Origin of the sequence: Actinomadura sp. WMMB 499 (assembly GCF_008824145.1) — a bacterium.
GTDB lineage: Bacteria > Actinomycetota > Actinomycetes > Streptosporangiales > Streptosporangiaceae > Spirillospora.
This window is the reverse complement of sequence record NZ_CP044407.1, coordinates 7,833,229-7,850,660: the sequence shown is the minus strand read 5'-3', so window position 1 is coordinate 7,850,660 and position 17,432 is coordinate 7,833,229. Positions and strand designations below refer to the sequence as shown.

Genomic DNA, 17,432 nt, shown 5'->3' with positions numbered 1-17,432 from the left:
TTCGTCACCAGGGAGACGGCGCACCCGTCCGGGTTGTGACGGGAATACCGGCCTGTTTCAGCGGGTGCCCCGGCGCGCGCCGCCGTCCAGCTTGGCGGGGTTGAGGACGCGGCGGTAGGCGACGACGCGGCCGTCCGCGATCTCCAGCGTGTCGACGGCGACGAGGCGTCCGGCGCGGTGGATCAGCAGGCCGGGACCGCCGTTGACCTCGGCAGGAGTGGCCCGGAAGTCGTTCCGGACGGCCGTGCGGAGCAGAGCGGTCGCGACCCGGACCGCACCGCGGACGACCTTGCGGGCGGCGAAGACGCGGCCGCCGCCGTCGGTGGTGTAGGCGGCGTCCGGGTCCAGCAGCGCGAGCAGCGCGGCCTCGTCGCGGCGCTCGTAGGCCGCGCGGAAGGCGGCCAGGACGCGGGCGCCCTCCGGTCCGGCGGGCGGCGGCGCGGCGGCGGCGACCTTGCGGCGTGCCCGGGACACGAGCTGCCGGCACGCGGCGGGCGTCTTGCCGAGGACGTCCGCGATCCGGTCGTAGGGGACCCCGAACGCCCGGTACAGGACGAACGCGACGCGCTCGGGCGGCGACAGCTCCTCCATCACCAGGAGCATCGCGGTGCCGAGCGTCTCGTCGACGAGCACCGGCTCGGCGGCGTCCGGGCCGGTGAGGAGCGGTTCGGGCAGCCAGGGGCCGACGTAGTCGACGCGCCGGGCGTGCGCGGAGCCGAGCAGGTCGTAGGCGCGGCGGGCGGCGACCGTGATCAGCCAGGCGCGCAGGTCCCGGACGTCGGCGAGGGAGGCCTTCGCGGCGCGCAGCCAGGTGTCCTGGACGACGTCCTCGGCGTCGGCGACGGATCCGGTGATGCGGTACGCGGCGCCGAACACCGCCGGGCGGTGCAGCGCCCACTCGTCCGCCAGGCGCCCCGCGTCAGCTCGCCGCAGGGGTGAACACCCACTTCTTGTACGACCAGTAGCGGAAGGCGGCGCCGAGGCCGACGCCGGCGAGCAGCCCGATGTTGTAGGCGACGCCGCCGTGCAGGCCGAGCGTGTAGTAGGTGAAGCCGGTGCACGCCACCTGGATGAGGATCCCGATGCCGTTCAGCGCGAAGAACGTGCCGACCTCGCGGCCCGACCCGTCGCTGTCGCGGTGCCGGAACGTCCAGAAGCGGTTGGCGAGGTAGGACGTCAGCGTGGAGACGATCCCGGGCACGACGACGCTCGTGATGGGGCTGTCGCCGAGCCAGGCGCGCATGAGGTTGGCGCCCAGGATCATGATCAGCGTGCCGATGCTGCCGACGAAGCCGAAAGTGAGCAATTCGCTGAGGAATTTCCGTTTCGGCCGCACGGTCTTGACCGTTTCGGGCGGTCTTGACCGTTGTATGGTGCTCACTCGCCCAGACCTTACCCGAGAGAAACTCCTACCTTGGGAGGAGCCCGCAGCGAGGGCCGTGGTCAGCGGCCCGCCGTGGCCGTCGCCGGGGCGAGCAGCACGATCAGCCCGACGAGCGCGACGGGCACCCCCAGCGCCCAGCCGAGCCCGGTGCCCTGCGCGATGAAACCGATGACCGGCGGGCCTCCCAGCACCCCGAGGTAGCCGACGCCGGTGACCCGGGAGATCCCGGTCGCGGCGGGGATCCCGGGCAGGTTCCCGGCCGCGCTGAAGGTCACCGGCGCCACTGCCGCGACGCCGAGGCCGAACAGCGTGAACCCGGCGACGGCCGCGGCCGGATGGTGCGCCGCCAGCCCGAGCCCCAGCCCGGCGGCGGCGACGAGGGACCCGGCGCGCAGCACCCGGACGGGCCCGAAGCGGGCGACGATCCGGTCCCCGGTGAACCGGCCGAGCGTCATCGCGACCGCGCAGCCCGCGTAGCCGAGCCCCGCGGTGCCCGGCCCCGTCCCGAGGTCCTCCCGCAGGTAGATCGCGCTCCAGTCGCCCACCGCGCCCTCGCCGACGAACGAGCACAGCCCGATGATCCCGAGCAGCGCCAGCGACCACCGCGCCGTCCGGACCGTCCCGTCCCGCACGGGTCCGCCCGGTTCGCCGGGTCCGCCAGGGGTGGCGGGCTCCGGCTCGGGCATCGCGTCCGCGGACCGGTCGAGGAGGTTCCGGCAGCCCGGCAGCAGGACGGCGGTCAGCACGGCCGCGACCGCGGCGAAGTGCAGCGGGACCGGGACGGCCGCGTGCGCGGCGGCCGAGCCGACCAGCGCGGCCAGCAGGGTCCCGACGCTGTACCAGCCGTGCAGGCCGGACATCAGCGGGCGCCCGTAGGAGCGCTCGATCGCGACGCCCTGCGCGTTCATCGCCACGTCCATCAGCCCGAGCGACGCGCCCAGCAGCGCCAGCGAGCAGACCAGCGCCCCGAGATTCCCGGCCAGGCCCAGGGGGATCAGCGACACCGCGCAGGCGGCGCCCGAGGCCGGTGTCACCGCCTGGCTGCCCCACCGCCCGATCAGCGCGCCCGCCGACCGGACCGCCACGACGAGCCCGAGCGGTGCGCCGAGCAGCGCGAGGCCCATCGTCCCCTCGCTCAGCCCGAGATCGTCCTTGATCTGCGGAATGCGGACCATCCACGCGGCGGTGAAGAACCCGTGCACCGCGAAGGCCAGCGTGACCGCGAACCGGGCGCGGGGCGACGGCGCCGGCGGCGCGGACCTCTCGGTGATCATCCGGCCGACTGTACGTGCCTCCCCGGACGCCGGACAGGGGCGGCGCCGGGACGGTTCCGTCAGCGCAGGTCGGCGAGCGGGACGACCGGATCGGCCAGCCGCGCCGGGTCCACCGGCCGCCCCGACCGGATGAGGGCCTGGACGTCCCCGGTCACGTCCCACACGTTCACGTTCATGCCCGCGACGACCCGCCCGCCCGACAGCCAGAACGCGACGAACTCGCCCGCCTCCCGGTCGCCCCGGTACACCACCTCGTCGTACTCGCCCGGCGACGCGACGCCCGACATTTCCATCCCGAGGTCGAACTGGTCGCTGAAGAAGTACGGGACGCGGTCGTAGACGACCTCGCGGCCGAGCATCGCGCGGGCCGCCGCCGGGCCGCCGTTCAACGCGTTCGCCCAGTGCTCGACGCGGATCCGGCGGCCCAGCAGCGGGTTGTAGGCGTTGGCGACGTCGCCCGCCGCGAACACGTCGGGGTCGGACGTGCGCAGCGACTGGTCCACGAGGATCCCGTCCGACACCTCCAGCCCGGCGCCCTCGGCCAGCCGGGTGTTCGGCCGCACCCCGATGCCGACGATCACGACGTCCGCGGGCACCTCGGCACCGCCGGACGTCACCGCCGCCGACACCTGCCCGGCGCCCCAGAACCCCGCGACGCCCTGCTCGAGCCGCAGGTCGACGCCGTTGTCGCGGTGCAGGTCGGCGAACATCCCGCCCATCTCGGGACCGACGGCCTGGTGCAGCGGCACCGGCTCCGGCTCGATCACCGTCACGTCGTTGCCGTGCGCGCGCGCCGCCGCGGCCGTCTCCAGCCCGATCCAGCCCGCGCCGGCCACCACCACCCGGCGGCCGCCGTGCACGAGCGCCTGCTTGAGCTCCGCGGAGTCCCCCATCGTCCGCAGGTAGTGGATCCCCTGCAGCCGCGCCCCGGGGACGTCCAGGCGCCGCGGCGCCGCGCCGGTCGCCAGCAGCGCCCGGTCGTAGCCGATCCGCTCCCCCGACGCCAGCCGGACGACGTGCGCCGCCGTGTCGAGCGCGTCGACCGACACCCCCAGCCGCAGCTCGACGTCGTGCTCGCCGTACCACTCGGGCTCGTGGACGTGGGCCTTGTCCCGCGGCTCCGCGCCCAGCAGGAACCCCTTCGACAGCGGCGGCCGCTCGTACGGGCGCTCGATCTCCTCACCGATCAGCAGGATCCGGCCCGCGAAGCCCTCCTCCCGGAGCGCCTCGGCGGCCTTGGCACCGGTCAGGCCGGCGCCCACGATGACGAACGTCCCCTCGGGCATGATGCCTCCCATAGTCACCTTGAGTCATCCTCACAATGACATCCGTGATGGGACAAGGGATCAAGGGGAGGGCGCGCCGGACGCCGTGTCGCCGATCGGCCGGTCTCCCCGGCCGGCCACCCGTGGCCGGGCGGGTACCCGCGGTCAGCCGGTGCCGGTCAGCAGCTCGTGGCGGGCGATCGCCGAGAGGTCGGTGAGCGAGGCGATCTGGTCGACGACCGCGCGCAGCCGTCCCGCGTCGTCGCCGGCCTCCTCGAACGCGGCGCGGAACCCCGGTTCGAGGCTTCCGGGGGCGCCCGCGAGCGTCAGCTCGGCCAGCTCGGTGATCAGCGCGCGCTGGCGCGCCCGGATCTCCTCGTGGCTGATCCACACGTAGTGCGCGGTGATGCCCTTGAGCAGCGCGTTCTCCAGCCGGGTCGCGCGCGGGACGACCAGCTCCGCGGCGTACCGGGTCAGCGGGCGGTCGCCGTGGGCGTCCCGCGTCGCGTCCTCGGCGGCCAGGCAGAACCGGCCGATCAGCGTGCTCGTGAGGTTCTTCAGCGCCGCGAGGCTGCGCGGGGTGCCGTCGTACCGGGACGGCCAGTACGGCTCGGCGAGCAGCGTCGCGAAACGCTCCTCCAGTTCGGCCAGGTCGGCGTCGGCGCAGTACAGCTTGCGTGCGGTCGCGGCGACGAGGCGGCGCTCGGTGGGGTCGGCGAGCCGGGCGAAGTCGATGTGCCCGGCGACCAGCGCGTCCTCAAGGTCGTGGACGGAGTAGGCGACGTCGTCGCTCCAGTCCATGACCTGGGCCTCGAAGCACGTCCGGCCGGCCTCGACGCCTTCCCGCACCCAGCTCGCGACGTCCAGATCGTCCTGGTAGACCCCGAACTTGCCATTGGCGGCCTCGGCCTGCGACGAGCCCGCCCCCCAGGGGTACTTCATCGCGGCGTCCAGCGCCGCCCGCGTCAGGTTGAGGCCGACGCTGCGGCCGTGCAGGGGCGGCCCGTCCAGGGCGAACGACTTGGGCTCCAGCCTCGTCAGCACCCGCAGGCTCTGCGCGTTGCCCTCGAATCCGCCGCACTCGCGCGCGACGACGTCCAGAGCCGCCTCCCCGTTGTGCCCGAAGGGCGGGTGCCCGATGTCGTGCGACAGGCAGGCCGTCTCCACGAGGTCGGGGTCGCAGCCCAGCGCCTTGCCCAGCTCGCGTCCCACCTGGGCGCACTCCAGCGAGTGGGTGAGCCGGGTGCGCAGGCTCTGCACGGTGTCGGCGGACGCGTCGGCGCCCGGCGAGGCGACCTGGGTCTTGGCCGCCAGCCTGCGCAGCGCCGCGCTGTGCAGGACGCGCGCCCGGTCGCGTTCGAACGCGGTCCGGTCGCGCCGCTTGGCGGGCTCGGGCGCCCAGCGCCGCCGGTCGTGATCGGTGTAAGTGGTCATCTCACGTCCAGGTTAAGCGGCGGCCGTGACGCCTCGGGTCCGCCGGGCGAGGGATCCGCGTCACCGCCCGGACGTCCGGGCGCCGGCGGCGCCGTCCCCCGCCGAGCCCCCGGCGGGGTCGCCCGCGGGGGCGTCCCGCGCCGCGCCGGGCCGCGTCGCGGGCTCGCCGTCGCCGCCGAGGAACGTGTAGGACAGGTAGGCGCCCGTCTCGCGGACGATGTTGTACACCTGCGTCTCGCGGGTCTGGACGCTCGGGCCGCTCCGCGTCGGGGACGCGGTGGCCTCGATGCCGTGGTCCACCGCCATCCGCTCGGACCGGAACGAGTGCCACGGGTCGGAGACGATCACGCCCGACGACCAGCCGCGGGCGTCGTACAGCCGCCCGACGGCCTCGAAGCTCTGCAGCGTGTCGCGTCCGGTGGGCACCGCGACGACGTCCCCGGCGGGCACGCCGCCCTCCTCGACCAGCCAGCGGCGGCCCGATCCCGCCTCGGTGTAGTTGTCGCCGGGCTGCTTGCCGCCGACGGTGACGATCGTGGGCGCGACCCCGTCCCGGTAGAGGTCCAGCGCGTGCTGCAGCCGCCACCGCAGGGTCGGGGACGGTTTCCCGTTGTACTGCGCGGCCCCCAGCACGACGATCGCGTCCGAGTGCGGACGCTCGTCCTGGCGCGCCTCGTACCAGACGCGCGCGGCGATGGTGAGCGGGGTGAGGAGGGCGACGATCAGCAGGCCGAGGACGATCCCGACCGGGATCACCGCCCGGGACGCGCCGCCCCGCCGGCCGTGCCGTCCGCCCCGGCCCCCCGGCGCGGACTTCGGCGGCTCCACTTCCAACGTCATCGTGTCGAACACGCTAGTTAGATGGTCCGGCACATGTGCGAAGTTCGCGAATCGAGCGTGTCGCCCGCGCGGCGGCCGGCGCGCCCGGCCGCCGCGCGGGGCCGTTCAGCCGCCGGACGCGGCGATCGCGGCGCGGCCCGCCTCGAGCCGCGCCACGGGTACCCGGAACGGCGAGCACGACACGTAGTCGAGGCCGACCTCGTGGCAGAAGTGCACCGAGTCCGGGTCGCCGCCGTGCTCACCGCAGATCCCGAGCTTGAGGCCCGGACGGGCGCGGCGCCCCTCCTCGGCGGCGATCCGGACGAGCCGTCCGACGCCGTCGCGGTCGAGGGTCTCGAACGGGGACGCGCCGAAGATCCCGAGTTCCAGGTACCGGGAGAAGAACGCGGCCTCGACGTCGTCGCGGGAGAAGCCCCACGTCGTCTGGGTCAGGTCGTTCGTCCCGAAGGAGAAGAACTCGGCGGCCTCGGCGATCTGCCCGGCGGTCAGCGCCGCGCGGGGCAGCTCGATCATGGTGCCGATCAGCGCGGGCACGTCCACCCCGGTCTCCCCCGCGACGCCCGCGAGGATCTCGCGCGCCTCGTCGCGGACGGCCTCCAGCTCCTGCACCGCGCCGACGAGCGGGATCATGATCTCGGGGCGCGGGTCGCCGCCCGCGCTCCGCCGCGCCGCCGCGGCCTCGGCGATCGCACGCACCTGCATGGAGAAGAGGCCGGGAATCACCAAACCCAGGCGCACACCCCGCAATCCCAACATAGGGTTCTGCTCGTGCAATCGGTTGACCGCCTCCAGGAGCCTGCGGTCCCTGGGGTCCGCGCCGTCGCCGGCGAGCGCGACCTTCACCGACAGCTCCGTGAGGTCGGGGAGGAACTCGTGCAGCGGCGGGTCGATCAGCCGGATCGTGACCGGCTGCCCGTCCATGGCCGCGAAGATGCCCTCGAAGTCGCTGCGCTGCAGCGGCTCCAGCGCGTCCAGCGCGGCCTGCCGCTCGGCGTCGTCCGCGGCGAGGATCAGCGCCTCGACCAGCCGCCGCCGGTCGCCGAGGAACATGTGCTCGGTGCGGCAGAGCCCGATGCCCCGCGCGCCGAACCGGCGGGCGCGCGCCGCGTCCTCGGGGTTGTCGGCGTTGGCGCGGACGGCCAGCGCGGCGCGCTCGTCGGCGTGCCGCATGACGCGGTGCACCGCCTTGACGAGGTCGTCGCCGTCGGCGGCGGCCAGCTCCCCCTCGAAGTACCGGACGACCGGGGAGTCCTCGACCGGGACCTCGCCGAGGTACACGTCGCCGGACGACCCGTCGATCGAGATCACGTCGCCCTCGGCCACACTCGTCCCGTCCGGCGCGGTGAACCGGCCCGCCTTGACGTCGACGTCGAGTTCCTCGGCGCCGCACACGCACGTCTTGCCCATGCCGCGGGCGACGACCGCGGCGTGCGACGTCTTACCGCCGCGGGACGTCAGGACCCCCCGGGCGGCCACCATCCCGGCGAGGTCGTCGGGGTTGGTCTCGCGGCGGACGAGGATGACGTCCTCGCCCCGTCCGGCCAGCTCGACGGCCCGCTCGGAGGTGAACACGACCTTGCCGACGGCGGCGCCCGGCGAGGCGTTCATGCCGCGGGTGAGCTTGGCGATGCCGTCGGTGGTGGAGGTGAAGCGGGGGAACATCAGCTGCGCGAGCTGGTCGCCCTTGACGCGGCGGGCGGCCTCGTCGGCGTCGATGAGGCCCTGGTCGAGCAGCTGGCAGGCGATCCGGAACGCCGCCGCGGCGGTCCGCTTGCCGACGCGGGTCTGCAGCATCCACAGCTTGCCGCGCTCGATCGTGAACTCGATGTCGCACATGTCGAGGTAGTGGTTCTCCAGCTTCTCCATGATCTGGAGCAGCTGGTCGTAGGACGCCTTGTCGAGGCGCTCCAGCTCGGTCAGCGCGACCGTGTTCCGGATGCCGGCGACGACGTCCTCGCCCTGCGCGTTCTGCAGGTAGTCGCCGTAGATCCCCTGCTGGCCGGACGCGGGGTCGCGGGTGAACGCGACGCCCGTCCCGGAGTCCATGCCGAGGTTCCCGAAGACCATCGAGCAGATGTTCACGGCGGTGCCGAGGTCGACCGGGATGCGCTCCTGGCGCCGGTACAGGATCGCGCGGGGCGCGTTCCAGGAGTCGAACACGGCGCGGACGGCGAGGTCCATCTGCTCGCGCGGGTCCGCGGGGAACTCGCGTCCGGCCCGATCGCGGACGATGCCCTTGAACCGTTCGACGAGGTCCTTGAAGTCCTCGGCGGTGAGGTCCACGTCGTCGTCGGTGCCGCGGGCCCGCTTCGCGGCCTCGACGGCGTCCTCGAACAGCTCGCCGTCGATGCCCAGGACCGTGCCGCCGAACATCTGGATGAGCCGCCGGTAGGAGTCCCACGCGAACCGCTCGTCCCCGGCCTGCGCCGCGAGGCCGTGCACCGACTCGTCGTTGAGGCCGACGTTCAGGACGGTCTCCATCATGCCCGGCATGCTGAACTTGGCGCCGGACCGGACGCTCACCAGCAGCGGGTCGTCGGGCTGGCCGAGCCGCTTGCCCATCGCGCGCTCCAGCCCGGCGAGGTGCCGGTTCACCTCGTCCTCGAGCCCGTCCGGGACGCCGCCGTGCTCGAGGTAGTGCCGGCACGCCTCCGTGGTGATCGTGAACCCGGGAGGCACGGGCAGTCCGAGGTTGGTCATCTCGGCCAGGTTGGCGCCCTTGCCGCCCAGCAGATCCTTGAGGTCCTTGTTGCCCTCAGTGAAGTCGTACACGAACTTCGCCACGGGGAGCTCCTTTACGCTCCGATTCCGGCCAGGGACAGGTCCGGTCCCGCTCCCCCGGAGGCGCGCGTCATCGCGTTCCCCCAGGCTGCGGCGGGTCCGCTGCCCTGTTTGCCGGGACTGTACCCGCGCCGCGAGGCTTTGTTCGGCGCCCCATCGGCGGAGGGGCGTTCTCGCAGGTCAATACCCGGATAGTGGTCTATTCCACGGTCGGTGGTCTATTCCACCGGACCCGTTCCGGACATGCGTCACAGATTCCCCGGGCCGGTCTCCGGCGCCGGGGCGACATTCGCGCCCGTGATGGCGTACCCACCGGACGCGAGAGGGAATGATGGAGGATCAAGGAGGTGAGGCTGTGAGGCCGAAGGTCGCCGGCGGCCGGGCGGGAGATCCGTTCGCCCCCATCGCCGATTACGGATTCCTGTCCGACTGCGAGACGACCGCGCTGGTAGCCCCCAGCGGCAACATCGAGTGGATGTGCCTGCCCAAGATGGACTCCCCGAGCGTGTTCGGGTCCATCCTGGACCGCGACGCCGGGTACTTCCGGGTCGGCCCGGCCGGGGTGGAGGTCCCCGCGGCGCAGCGCTACATCCCCGGCACCATGGTCATGGAGACGACCTGGTGGGTGCACGGGGGCTGGCTGGTGGTGACGGACGCCCTGCTCATGGGCCCCTGGCACCACGAGACGGAACGGTCCCACACGCACCGCCGCGCGCCCACGGACTACGACGCCGACCACGTCCTGCTCCGGATGGTGCGCTGCGTGAACGGCCAGGTGCAGGTCCGGCTCGACTGCATGCCGGTGTTCGACTACGGCCAGACGCCCGCGCGCTGGGAGCACACCGGCGCGGGCTACCACGAGGCCGCCGCGCGCGGGAACGGCGTCGGGCTGCGGCTCACCACCGACATGAACGTCGGCTTCGAGGGGTCCCTCGCGACCGCCCGCACGCTCCTCAAGCAGGGCGAGGCCCGGTTCGTCGCCCTGTCCTGGAGCGAGCACGCCGCTCCCGCCACCTACAAGGAGGCGCAGGAACGGCTCGTCTGGACCGTGCACCACTGGCAGCACTGGCTGGACCGGGGGCGGTTCCCCGACCACCCGTGGCGCGCCCACCTGCAGCGCAGCGCCCTCACCCTGAAGGGCCTGACGTTCGCGCCGTCCGGCGCGGTCGCGGCGGCGGCGACGACCTCGCTGCCCGAGGCCCCCGGCGGCGACCGGAACTGGGACTACCGCTACACGTGGATCCGCGACTCCACGATGGCGCTGTGGGCGTTCTACACGCTCGGCTACGACTGGGAGGCCAACGACTTCTTCTACTTCATCACCGACGTCGCCGAGGCCGCCGAGGGCAAGCTGCAGATCATGTACGGGCTCGACGGGCGGGAGGAGCTGCCCGAGTCGACGCTCGATCATCTGGCGGGCTACGACAACGCCCGTCCCGTCCGCATCGGCAACGAGGCGTACATGCAGGCCCAGCACGACGTGTGGGGCGCGATCATCGGCTCGGTCTACCTGTTCGTGCGCAAGCGCGACCGCCTCGACGACCGGCTGTGGAAGATCATCGTGAAGCAGGTGGAGGACGCGCTCGCCAACTGGCGCACCCCCGACTGCGGCATGTGGGAGGTGCGCGGCGAACCCCAGCACTTCACCTCGTCCAAGGTCTTCTGCTGGGTGGCGGCCGAGCGCGGCGCCCGGCTGGCCCGCATCCGCGGCGACGCCGAGCGAGCCCGCCGGTGGCAGGCCGCCGCGGACGAGATCCACGCGGACGTCCTCGCCAACGCCCTCGACGACCGCGGGGTGTTCACCGCCCACTACGGCGCGACGGCCCTGGACGCCTCGGCGCTGCTGATCCCGCTGCTCGGGTTCCTGCCCGCCGACGACAAGCGGGTCCGCGAGACCGTCCTGGCGATCGCCGACGAGCTCTCCGAGGACGATCTCGTCCTGCGCTACCGCGCTGCGGAGACCGACGACGGTTTCGAGTCCGACGAGGGCACGTTCACGATCTGCTCGTTCTGGCTGGTCTCGACGCTCGTCCTGATCGGCGAGCTGGACCGGGCCCGGGCGCTGTGCGAGAAGCTGCTGTCGTACGCGAGCCCGCTGCAGCTCTACGCCGAGGAGATCGACCCGCACACGGGCCGCCACCTCGGCAACTTCCCGCAGGCGTTCACGCACCTGGCACTGATCAACGCGGTCATGCAGGTGATCCGGGCGGAGAACGACGAGGACCAGCCGCCGCTCGCCTGACCCTCCCCGCCGTGGCCGGGCCCGTCCCGGCCACGGCACGTTTCACCAAAACGGCCGACAATGGTCAAATTCGGCGCCGGACCCGAAATCGGACCCGTTCCGTCGTTCAAGATCATTAGATTCGCCGTGTGACCACGCCACCGGACGCCCACGGCGCCGACGACAGCCCGACGCGGCCGACGGGCGCCGTCCCGTTCCCGGACGCTCCGGGGACGGGCGCCGTCCCCTTCCCCACGTCCCCGACGGGCGCCGTCCCCTTCGCGGACCAGCCCGGTACGGCCGCGCCGTCCTTCGGGGACCTCCCCGAGATGGACGCCGCGCCTCCCCTGCACCCCGCCGGCACGCACGCGCCCTTGCCCGCCCCGGGGTACCCTCCGCCGGGGCCGGGAGCCCCGGGCGCTCCGCCTCCGGACGGGCAGCGGCGGACGGGCGCCGCGGCCATCATCGCCCTGGTCACCGGGCTCCTCGGCCTCGTACCGGTCGCTCTCCTCTTCGGCATCGGCGCCCTCGTGTTCCGGCGGCGCCGGAACCGGGCGGGCAAGAGTTTCGCCGTCGTGGGCATCGCCGCCTCCCTCGCCTGGTCCGCGGCCGCCTACCTGCTGCTGCCGGTTGCCGCGGAGGCCCTGTTCCGGGTCGAGCGTGACGAATCGGGCGAGATCCGGAGGGCCGAAACGACGCTGTTCACGCTGCTGCGGAAGGGCGATTGCTTCACCGGCTACGACTCCACCGAGGAGCTCCGGATGGTGAAGGCGGTGCCGTGCACCGAGCCCCACACGGGCGAGGTGATCCTGCGCACGACCCTGCCCGACGCGCCGTGGCCGGGGGACGAGCGCGTCGAACGGGCGGCGCGCGTCGTGTGCGGGAGCGAGATCGTCCGGCTGCGCAAGAGCCCCCGGTACCCGACCCTGAAGCCCTACTACGAGGTGCCCAACGCCGTGGGGTGGCGGCTGGGCCGCCGGCAGCTCATCTGCGCCTTGCACAGCGACGACGAACTCGAGGGGCGGCTGGCCGGGACGGTGAGCAAGAAGGTGCGGACCTACGAGGAACTGGCCCGCTGGAACTGCATCGGGAAACCGGTCCAGGGGAAGCACCCGCACGTGTCCCGGGTCTCCTGCTCCAAGCCGCACTTCGCCCAGGTCTTCGCCACCTACGAGATCGAGCCCGACCTGGGCGACCATCCCCTCGCCTACCCTGCGTATCCGGGCCCGGAGGTCCTCGAAGCACGGGTGGGGAATCAGTGCGAGGCACTCGCCGTCAAGACCTGGCCCCGCCCGCCGGGCTCCGGCCTGCGACTCTTCGCGATCCCGCCTTCCCCGGCCGACTGGGAGGTCGGTATCCGGACGGTCGTGTGCACGCTCACCAGGCCCGGCGAGAACCTGAGAGGCTCCCTCGCCCCGCGGTGACCGCCGCATTGATCACGTTTCGACGACAGGCACCAAGAATGCACGGTTCGTTATACAAGATCATTACATTCCTGCGCCGTGACCACACCGCCCGACGCCGATGACATCGGCCGGAACCGTCCCTGGGCGCCGCCGGACGCCGTACCCGCCACCCCGCCGGAGGCCCCCGACGGGGCCGCGCCGGGGGCCCCGGAGCCGCCGTCCCCCGAGCCCCCGAGACGAATGGACCGGACGGCCGTCATCGCCCTGGTCACCGGACTGCTCGGTCTCGTGCCGGTCGCGCTCGGGTTCGCCGTCGCCTCTCTCGTCCGGCTCCGGCGGGGGACGCAGAGGGGGCGGGCCCTCGCCGTCGCCGCGCTGGCCGCGTCGCTCACCTGGACGGTGGCCGGAACGCTCGTCGCGGTCCTCTCCGCCTCGGGCTCCTCCCTCGAACGCAACGAGTCCGGCACGATCACGGTGGCCGGCGAGGCTCCGTTCGCGGAGCTCCAGGAAGGCGACTGTTTCACCGGATACGACCCCATGACGCCCGTCGAGGAACTCGGAACCGTCTTGGCGGTTCCCTGCACCACGCCGCACACCGGCGAGATCATCGCCCGGATCCCCCTGCCCGACGACGCGATCCCCGACACGCCCGACGTCCTCTGCACGGGCAGATACACGTACCTGCGCAAGAGCCGTGCGCACGAGCGGCTGGAACCCTACTTCGGCGTGCCGGCGGCCGGTCGGGGGCAAGGGCGTGAACGCTGGATCGTCTGCGCCCAGCACTTGCCGGAGGGCGAACTCCGGACGCCCCTCGCCGCCACGGTGGATCACTCGCTGAAGACCTACGAGCAATTGACCCCCGGGACATGCGTCAGAAGCTGGACGCTGGAGAGGCCGATCGTGACGTCCGTCGTCCCGTGCGGCGAGCCGCACTGGAACGAGGTGTTCGCGACATACGAGATCTCCCTGGACGGCACCTACGCTCCAGGCTCCCTGCCCCCATATCCCTTCGGGGAGGTCCTCTATCCGGAAGCACTCGGGAGATGCTCCGCCGAAGCCGGGTCCCTGTTCCGGAAGGTGCCCCCGAAACCCGGCCTGGAGATCGACGCCGTGCTGCCGCATCAAGCGGAATGGAGCATCGGCATCCTGACCGTGCTGTGCACCGTGCGTGCCACGGGTGAAGGCATGCAGGGCTCGATCATGCCGGGTTGAGCCGCCCGCGAACGAACCGTGAAGAAACCTGCCCAGGCTCCGGACTGTCCGACACCGGCCATTTTGGCACTTCCTGCCAAATGTGCGCGGTTCGTTATGCAAGATCTTTAACGTTCTGCCCCGTGAGCACGCCACCCCACCCCCGTACACCCTCCGGCGACCCACCGGACTCCGAGCCCTCGGACACCGAGCCCTCGGAGTCCGCCTCCCCGGCCGTCTGGTCGCCGCCGGACGCCGCGGCCGCACCGGCCGATCCCGTCCCGCCGCCTCCGCCGCCCGCGACGCCCCCGCCCGGCTCGGTGCCGGACGCGTCCCGGCCCCCGGCGCCCGCCGAGCCGCGGCAGACGAACCGGCTCGCGATCGCCACGCTGGTCACCGGGCTGCTCGGCCTCATACCGCTCACCATCGCCATCGGCATCGCCGCCCTCGTCGTCCTGCGGCGAAGTGCGGAGAAGGGCCGGAACCTCGCCATCGGCGGGTTGGTCGCGGCGCTCGTCTGGGGCGTGATCGCGGTGGCCTCCGCGACCGGCGTGTTCCTGCCGGCGTTCACCGTCGAACGGGACGAATCCGGGGCGATCACGGACGGTGGCACGGTCCACCTCGCGTCACTTCGGAAGGGCGACTGCTACACGGGCTTCGCACCGGACGCCGAGGACGTCATGTTCGTGAAGGCGGTCCCGTGCACCGAGCCCCACCGGGGTGAAATAACCGCCCGGCTGCCGGCCGGGACGGCGGCCGAGTTCGGCACGGGAACCCCCTTCGAGCGAGCCGACCTGCTCTGCCAGGTGCACACCGAGTGGACGAGCAAGAGCCGGTTCTACGACGACCTCCAGCCGTACCTCTACCTGCCCGAACCGGGCGGCGGGCTGACCCTGGCCGACAGGGAGGAGAAGATCGTCTGCGCGATGCACTACACGGCATCGGGCACACTCGGCACCCCGCTGGCCGACACGCTGGACGCCGACCGGCGCCTCCATGACGAACTGCGGGTGGGAGACTGCATGGCGGAGATCGACACCGGCGCGCCGTCGAAGGTCAGCGGCTCCGTCACACTCCTCCCCTGCGATGAACCCCATCGGTACCAGATGTACGCCGCGTTCGACGTCCCCGCCTCCATCACCGGGAAGGCACCCGCCCAGAGGGTTCTCGACCAAGAAGGGCAGGAAGGCTGCGACAAGCGGTGGAACGCGGCGCTCAAGAACGCCCCGGACGCCGACTACGAGATGTTGTGGATAACGCCGACCGAACTGTCCTGGTACGGGAGCCCCGAGGTCATCTGCCTCGTCGGCGCGGTGGGCGGCGCCCCGCTGACGAAGTCGATCGTGGGCGGCTGACGTCATGACCACGCCCTCGAATCCCGATTCGCCCCGGGACCGCGAGCCCGATGACGGGACGGGCGCCGAGCCCGCCGACGCCGCGTCCGCGACCGTCTGGGCGTCGCCCGACGCCGCGGTCGCACCGGCCGGTCCCGTCCCGCCGCCGAGTAGGCCCCCGGCACCGCCTCCCCCGCCCGGAGCCGTGCCGCCGGGGCCGCCCATGCACGCACCGCCTCCCCCGGCACCCGCCGGACCCCGGCGGACGAGCAGGCTCGCGATCACCACACTGGTCACCGGGCTGCTCGGCCTCGTCCCGCTCGCCATCGCGTTCGGCATCGCCGCCCTCGTCGTCCTGCGGCGCCCGACGCACAAGGGGAAGGGCCTCGCGTTCGGCGGCCTGGCCGCCTCGCTCGCCTGGATCGTGACCGCGGTAGCCGTCGCGGGCGTCATGCTGGTGTCGACGTTCTCGGTCGACCGGAACGCGTCCGGCCGGATCACCGACGGCGGCAGGGTCCACATCTCGACGCTGCGCGAGGGCGACTGCTACACCGGCTTCGGGCCGGACGACGCCCGGATCACGCTCGTGGACGCGGTGCCCTGCACGGAGCCGCATCGCGGGGAGGTCGTCGCCCGGATATCGACCGGCGCGCGGCTGCTGGTCGGGACGGACGTCTGCCCGGCCCGGACCGCCTACCTCGATACGAGCCGTTACTACGACGATCTCGAGCCCTACACCTACTCGCCCGAGCACCTGGGCGACGACGAGGACATCGTCTGCGCGATGCATTACATCGGCGCCGAGCCGATCACCACCAGGTTGGCGGAGACGCTGGACGACTCCCTGAAGAAGTACGACTACCTGCGGGTCGGCGAATGCGTCGAGGAACTCGAGGGGATGCGGGCGGCCGAGTACATGAGGTCGTCGCCCTGCACGAAGCCGCACCCCTACCAGGTGTACGCGGTGTTCGACCTCCCGTACCAGGACGGCGACCCGGCGATCCTGCCCGAGCAGGAGTACATCGACAAGGTGTCCGAGAAGGGCTGCGACGACCGGTTCTGGGACGCGATCGACGAGGAGGAGGGCGTCGAGTACGAGTTCACGTACATCACGCCGACGCCGCAGACGTGGAACGGGAGCCGGGAGACCCTCTGCCTGGTCGGCCTGCCCGGCGACGTGCCGCTGAAGAAGTCGATCGTCAAGGATTAGGAATGGCTCCAGTGATAATGCCACCGGGCGCTGACAGCGGTGACGAACCCCCTGTGGTCGACCCCGACGCCACCGCCGGCGAAGCCCCGCCGCGCACCGGCGGGCTCGCGATCGGCGCCCTCGTCACCGGGCTGCTCGGGATCGTGCCGCTCGCGCTCGCCTTCGGCATCGCCGCGCTCGTCCGGGTGCGGCACGGGTCGAGCCGGGGCAAGGGACTCGCCGTCGGCGGCTTGGGCGCGGCCCTCGCCTGGGTCGTGGCCTGGACGGCCGCTATCGTCGTCATCGTGCCGGCGTCCGGCACGGAGCCCGCCTCCGGGGAGGTCGCCGCGGACGGCAAGGTGCGCTTCTCGACGCTCCGCGAGGGCGACTGCTACGCGGGCGTCCGGCCGGACGCCGTCGAGATCACGCTGGTGGAGGCCGTTCCGTGCGACGAGCCCCACCAGGGCGAGGTCATTGCGCTGGCCCCCTTCGACGCGGTGACGGCGAAGGCCGGAACGACCCCGGTCGAGCAGGCCACCCCGCTGTGCGACCAGAAGGCGGCGTACCTGGAGAAGAGCCGCCTCCTCGAGCACCTCAAGCCGTACGTGTCCGTCTCGAAGGACGCCGGCGAGGAACCGGTGATCACCTGCGCCGTGCACTACGTCGGGCCGGAGACCCTCGACACTCGGCTCGGCGAGACGCTGGACCAGGACAACACGACGTACAGCCGGTTGCCGATCGGTGAGTGCATCGAAGACCTGGACGATCTCGATCAGCAGAACTGGGCCGACCAGATCGCGAGGCCCGTTCCGTGCACGGAACCCCACCGCTACCAGGTGTACGCCGACTTCGACCTCGTCGCCTTCGAGGGCGCGACGTGGGACCCGGTCTCCGAGAAGGGCATCGAGGAGAAGGCCGAGCGCAAGTGCGTCGCGGAGGCACGGAAGATGCTCCCGGCCGCACCGACCGCCGAACTGGAGCTCACCTGGCTCATCGGGGCGAACAGGGACGGGGTGCGGAAGCGGCCGGTCATCTGCTTCGTCGGCCTGCTCGACCGCACCGAGCTGGAGAAGTCGATCGTGTCGAAGGATTGACGGCCCGCGCCGCCGGCGC

13 protein-coding genes are annotated in these 17,432 nt (G+C 72.6%); 6 read left to right on the top strand and 7 right to left on the bottom strand.

The genetic code is table 11. The features are described from left to right. Positions 1 to 57: 57 nt before the first annotated feature. The 7 genes from F7P10_RS35695 to ppdK form a co-directional block, all read right to left on the bottom strand. The gene (locus F7P10_RS35695) at positions 58 to 876 is read right to left on the bottom strand and encodes a sigma-70 family RNA polymerase sigma factor (protein WP_254716191.1); all 819 of its coding nucleotides are present in this window, start codon (positions 874 to 876) and stop codon (positions 58 to 60) included. Between the two features lie 43 nt (positions 877 to 919). Then, positions 920 to 1,306, bottom strand: coding sequence for a GtrA family protein (locus tag F7P10_RS35690; RefSeq protein ID WP_254716190.1), 387 nt, complete (start codon positions 1,304 to 1,306; stop codon positions 920 to 922). 137 nt (positions 1,307 to 1,443) lie between these two features. Beyond that, complete coding sequence (locus tag F7P10_RS35685; protein ID WP_151016482.1) at positions 1,444 to 2,658, bottom strand: MFS transporter; 1,215 nt, start codon at positions 2,656 to 2,658, stop codon at positions 1,444 to 1,446. Positions 2,659 to 2,717: 59 nt separating this feature from the next. Then, the gene (locus F7P10_RS35680; RefSeq protein ID WP_151016481.1) at positions 2,718 to 3,944 is read right to left on the bottom strand and encodes an NAD(P)/FAD-dependent oxidoreductase; all 1,227 of its coding nucleotides are present in this window, start codon (positions 3,942 to 3,944) and stop codon (positions 2,718 to 2,720) included. A 144-nt stretch (positions 3,945 to 4,088) separates the two neighbouring features. After that, on the bottom strand, positions 4,089 to 5,357 hold the full coding sequence (locus F7P10_RS35675) for a deoxyguanosinetriphosphate triphosphohydrolase (protein ID WP_151016480.1): 1,269 nt from the start codon (positions 5,355 to 5,357) through the stop codon (positions 4,089 to 4,091). A 60-nt stretch (positions 5,358 to 5,417) separates the two neighbouring features. Next, complete coding sequence (locus F7P10_RS35670; RefSeq protein ID WP_151016479.1) at positions 5,418 to 6,197, bottom strand: YdcF family protein; 780 nt, start codon at positions 6,195 to 6,197, stop codon at positions 5,418 to 5,420. Positions 6,198 to 6,302: 105 nt separating this feature from the next. Then, positions 6,303 to 8,981, bottom strand: coding sequence for a pyruvate, phosphate dikinase (gene ppdK, locus F7P10_RS35665; RefSeq protein WP_151016478.1), 2,679 nt, complete (start codon positions 8,979 to 8,981; stop codon positions 6,303 to 6,305). Between the two features lie 352 nt (positions 8,982 to 9,333). Between ppdK and F7P10_RS35660 the strand changes: the two genes are divergently transcribed. The 6 genes from F7P10_RS35660 to F7P10_RS35635 all read left to right on the top strand — a co-directional run bounded on the left by F7P10_RS35660 (position 9,334) and on the right by F7P10_RS35635 (position 17,413). Next, entirely contained in the window at positions 9,334 to 11,220 is a 1,887-nt protein-coding gene (locus F7P10_RS35660; protein ID WP_254716189.1) for a glycoside hydrolase family 15 protein, read from the top strand. Between the two features lie 128 nt (positions 11,221 to 11,348). After that, positions 11,349 to 12,623 (top strand): DUF4190 domain-containing protein, encoded by a 1,275-nt coding sequence (locus F7P10_RS35655; protein WP_151016477.1) that lies wholly within the window; start codon positions 11,349 to 11,351, stop codon positions 12,621 to 12,623. 78 nt (positions 12,624 to 12,701) lie between these two features. Further along, complete coding sequence (locus tag F7P10_RS35650; RefSeq protein WP_151016476.1) at positions 12,702 to 13,817, top strand: DUF4190 domain-containing protein; 1,116 nt, start codon at positions 12,702 to 12,704, stop codon at positions 13,815 to 13,817. A 122-nt stretch (positions 13,818 to 13,939) separates the two neighbouring features. Next, positions 13,940 to 15,151 (top strand): DUF4190 domain-containing protein, encoded by a 1,212-nt coding sequence (locus F7P10_RS35645; protein ID WP_151016475.1) that lies wholly within the window; start codon positions 13,940 to 13,942, stop codon positions 15,149 to 15,151. Between the two features lie 4 nt (positions 15,152 to 15,155). Further along, positions 15,156 to 16,340: a DUF4190 domain-containing protein gene (locus tag F7P10_RS35640; protein WP_151016474.1), complete on the top strand. Its 1,185-nt coding sequence runs from the start codon at positions 15,156 to 15,158 to the stop codon at positions 16,338 to 16,340. Between the two features lie 2 nt (positions 16,341 to 16,342). Next, positions 16,343 to 17,413, top strand: coding sequence for a DUF4190 domain-containing protein (locus F7P10_RS35635; RefSeq protein ID WP_151016473.1), 1,071 nt, complete (start codon positions 16,343 to 16,345; stop codon positions 17,411 to 17,413). Positions 17,414 to 17,432 lie beyond the last annotated feature (19 nt).

Excerpts from the sequence above, each read along its gene's own strand:
- F7P10_RS35685 (WP_151016482.1), bottom strand. The coding sequence starts at position 2,658 with ATGATCACCGAGAGGTCCGCGCCGCCGGCGCCGTCGCCCCGCGCCCGG.
- F7P10_RS35680 (WP_151016481.1), bottom strand. The coding sequence starts at position 3,944 with ATGCCCGAGGGGACGTTCGTCATCGTGGGCGCCGGCCTGACCGGTGCC.
- F7P10_RS35675 (WP_151016480.1), bottom strand. The coding sequence starts at position 5,357 with ATGACCACTTACACCGATCACGACCGGCGGCGCTGGGCGCCCGAGCCC.
- F7P10_RS35670 (WP_151016479.1), bottom strand. The coding sequence starts at position 6,197 with ATGACGTTGGAAGTGGAGCCGCCGAAGTCCGCGCCGGGGGGCCGGGGC.
- F7P10_RS35640 (WP_151016474.1), top strand. The coding sequence starts at position 15,156 with ATGACCACGCCCTCGAATCCCGATTCGCCCCGGGACCGCGAGCCCGAT.
- F7P10_RS35635 (WP_151016473.1), top strand. The coding sequence starts at position 16,343 with ATGGCTCCAGTGATAATGCCACCGGGCGCTGACAGCGGTGACGAACCC.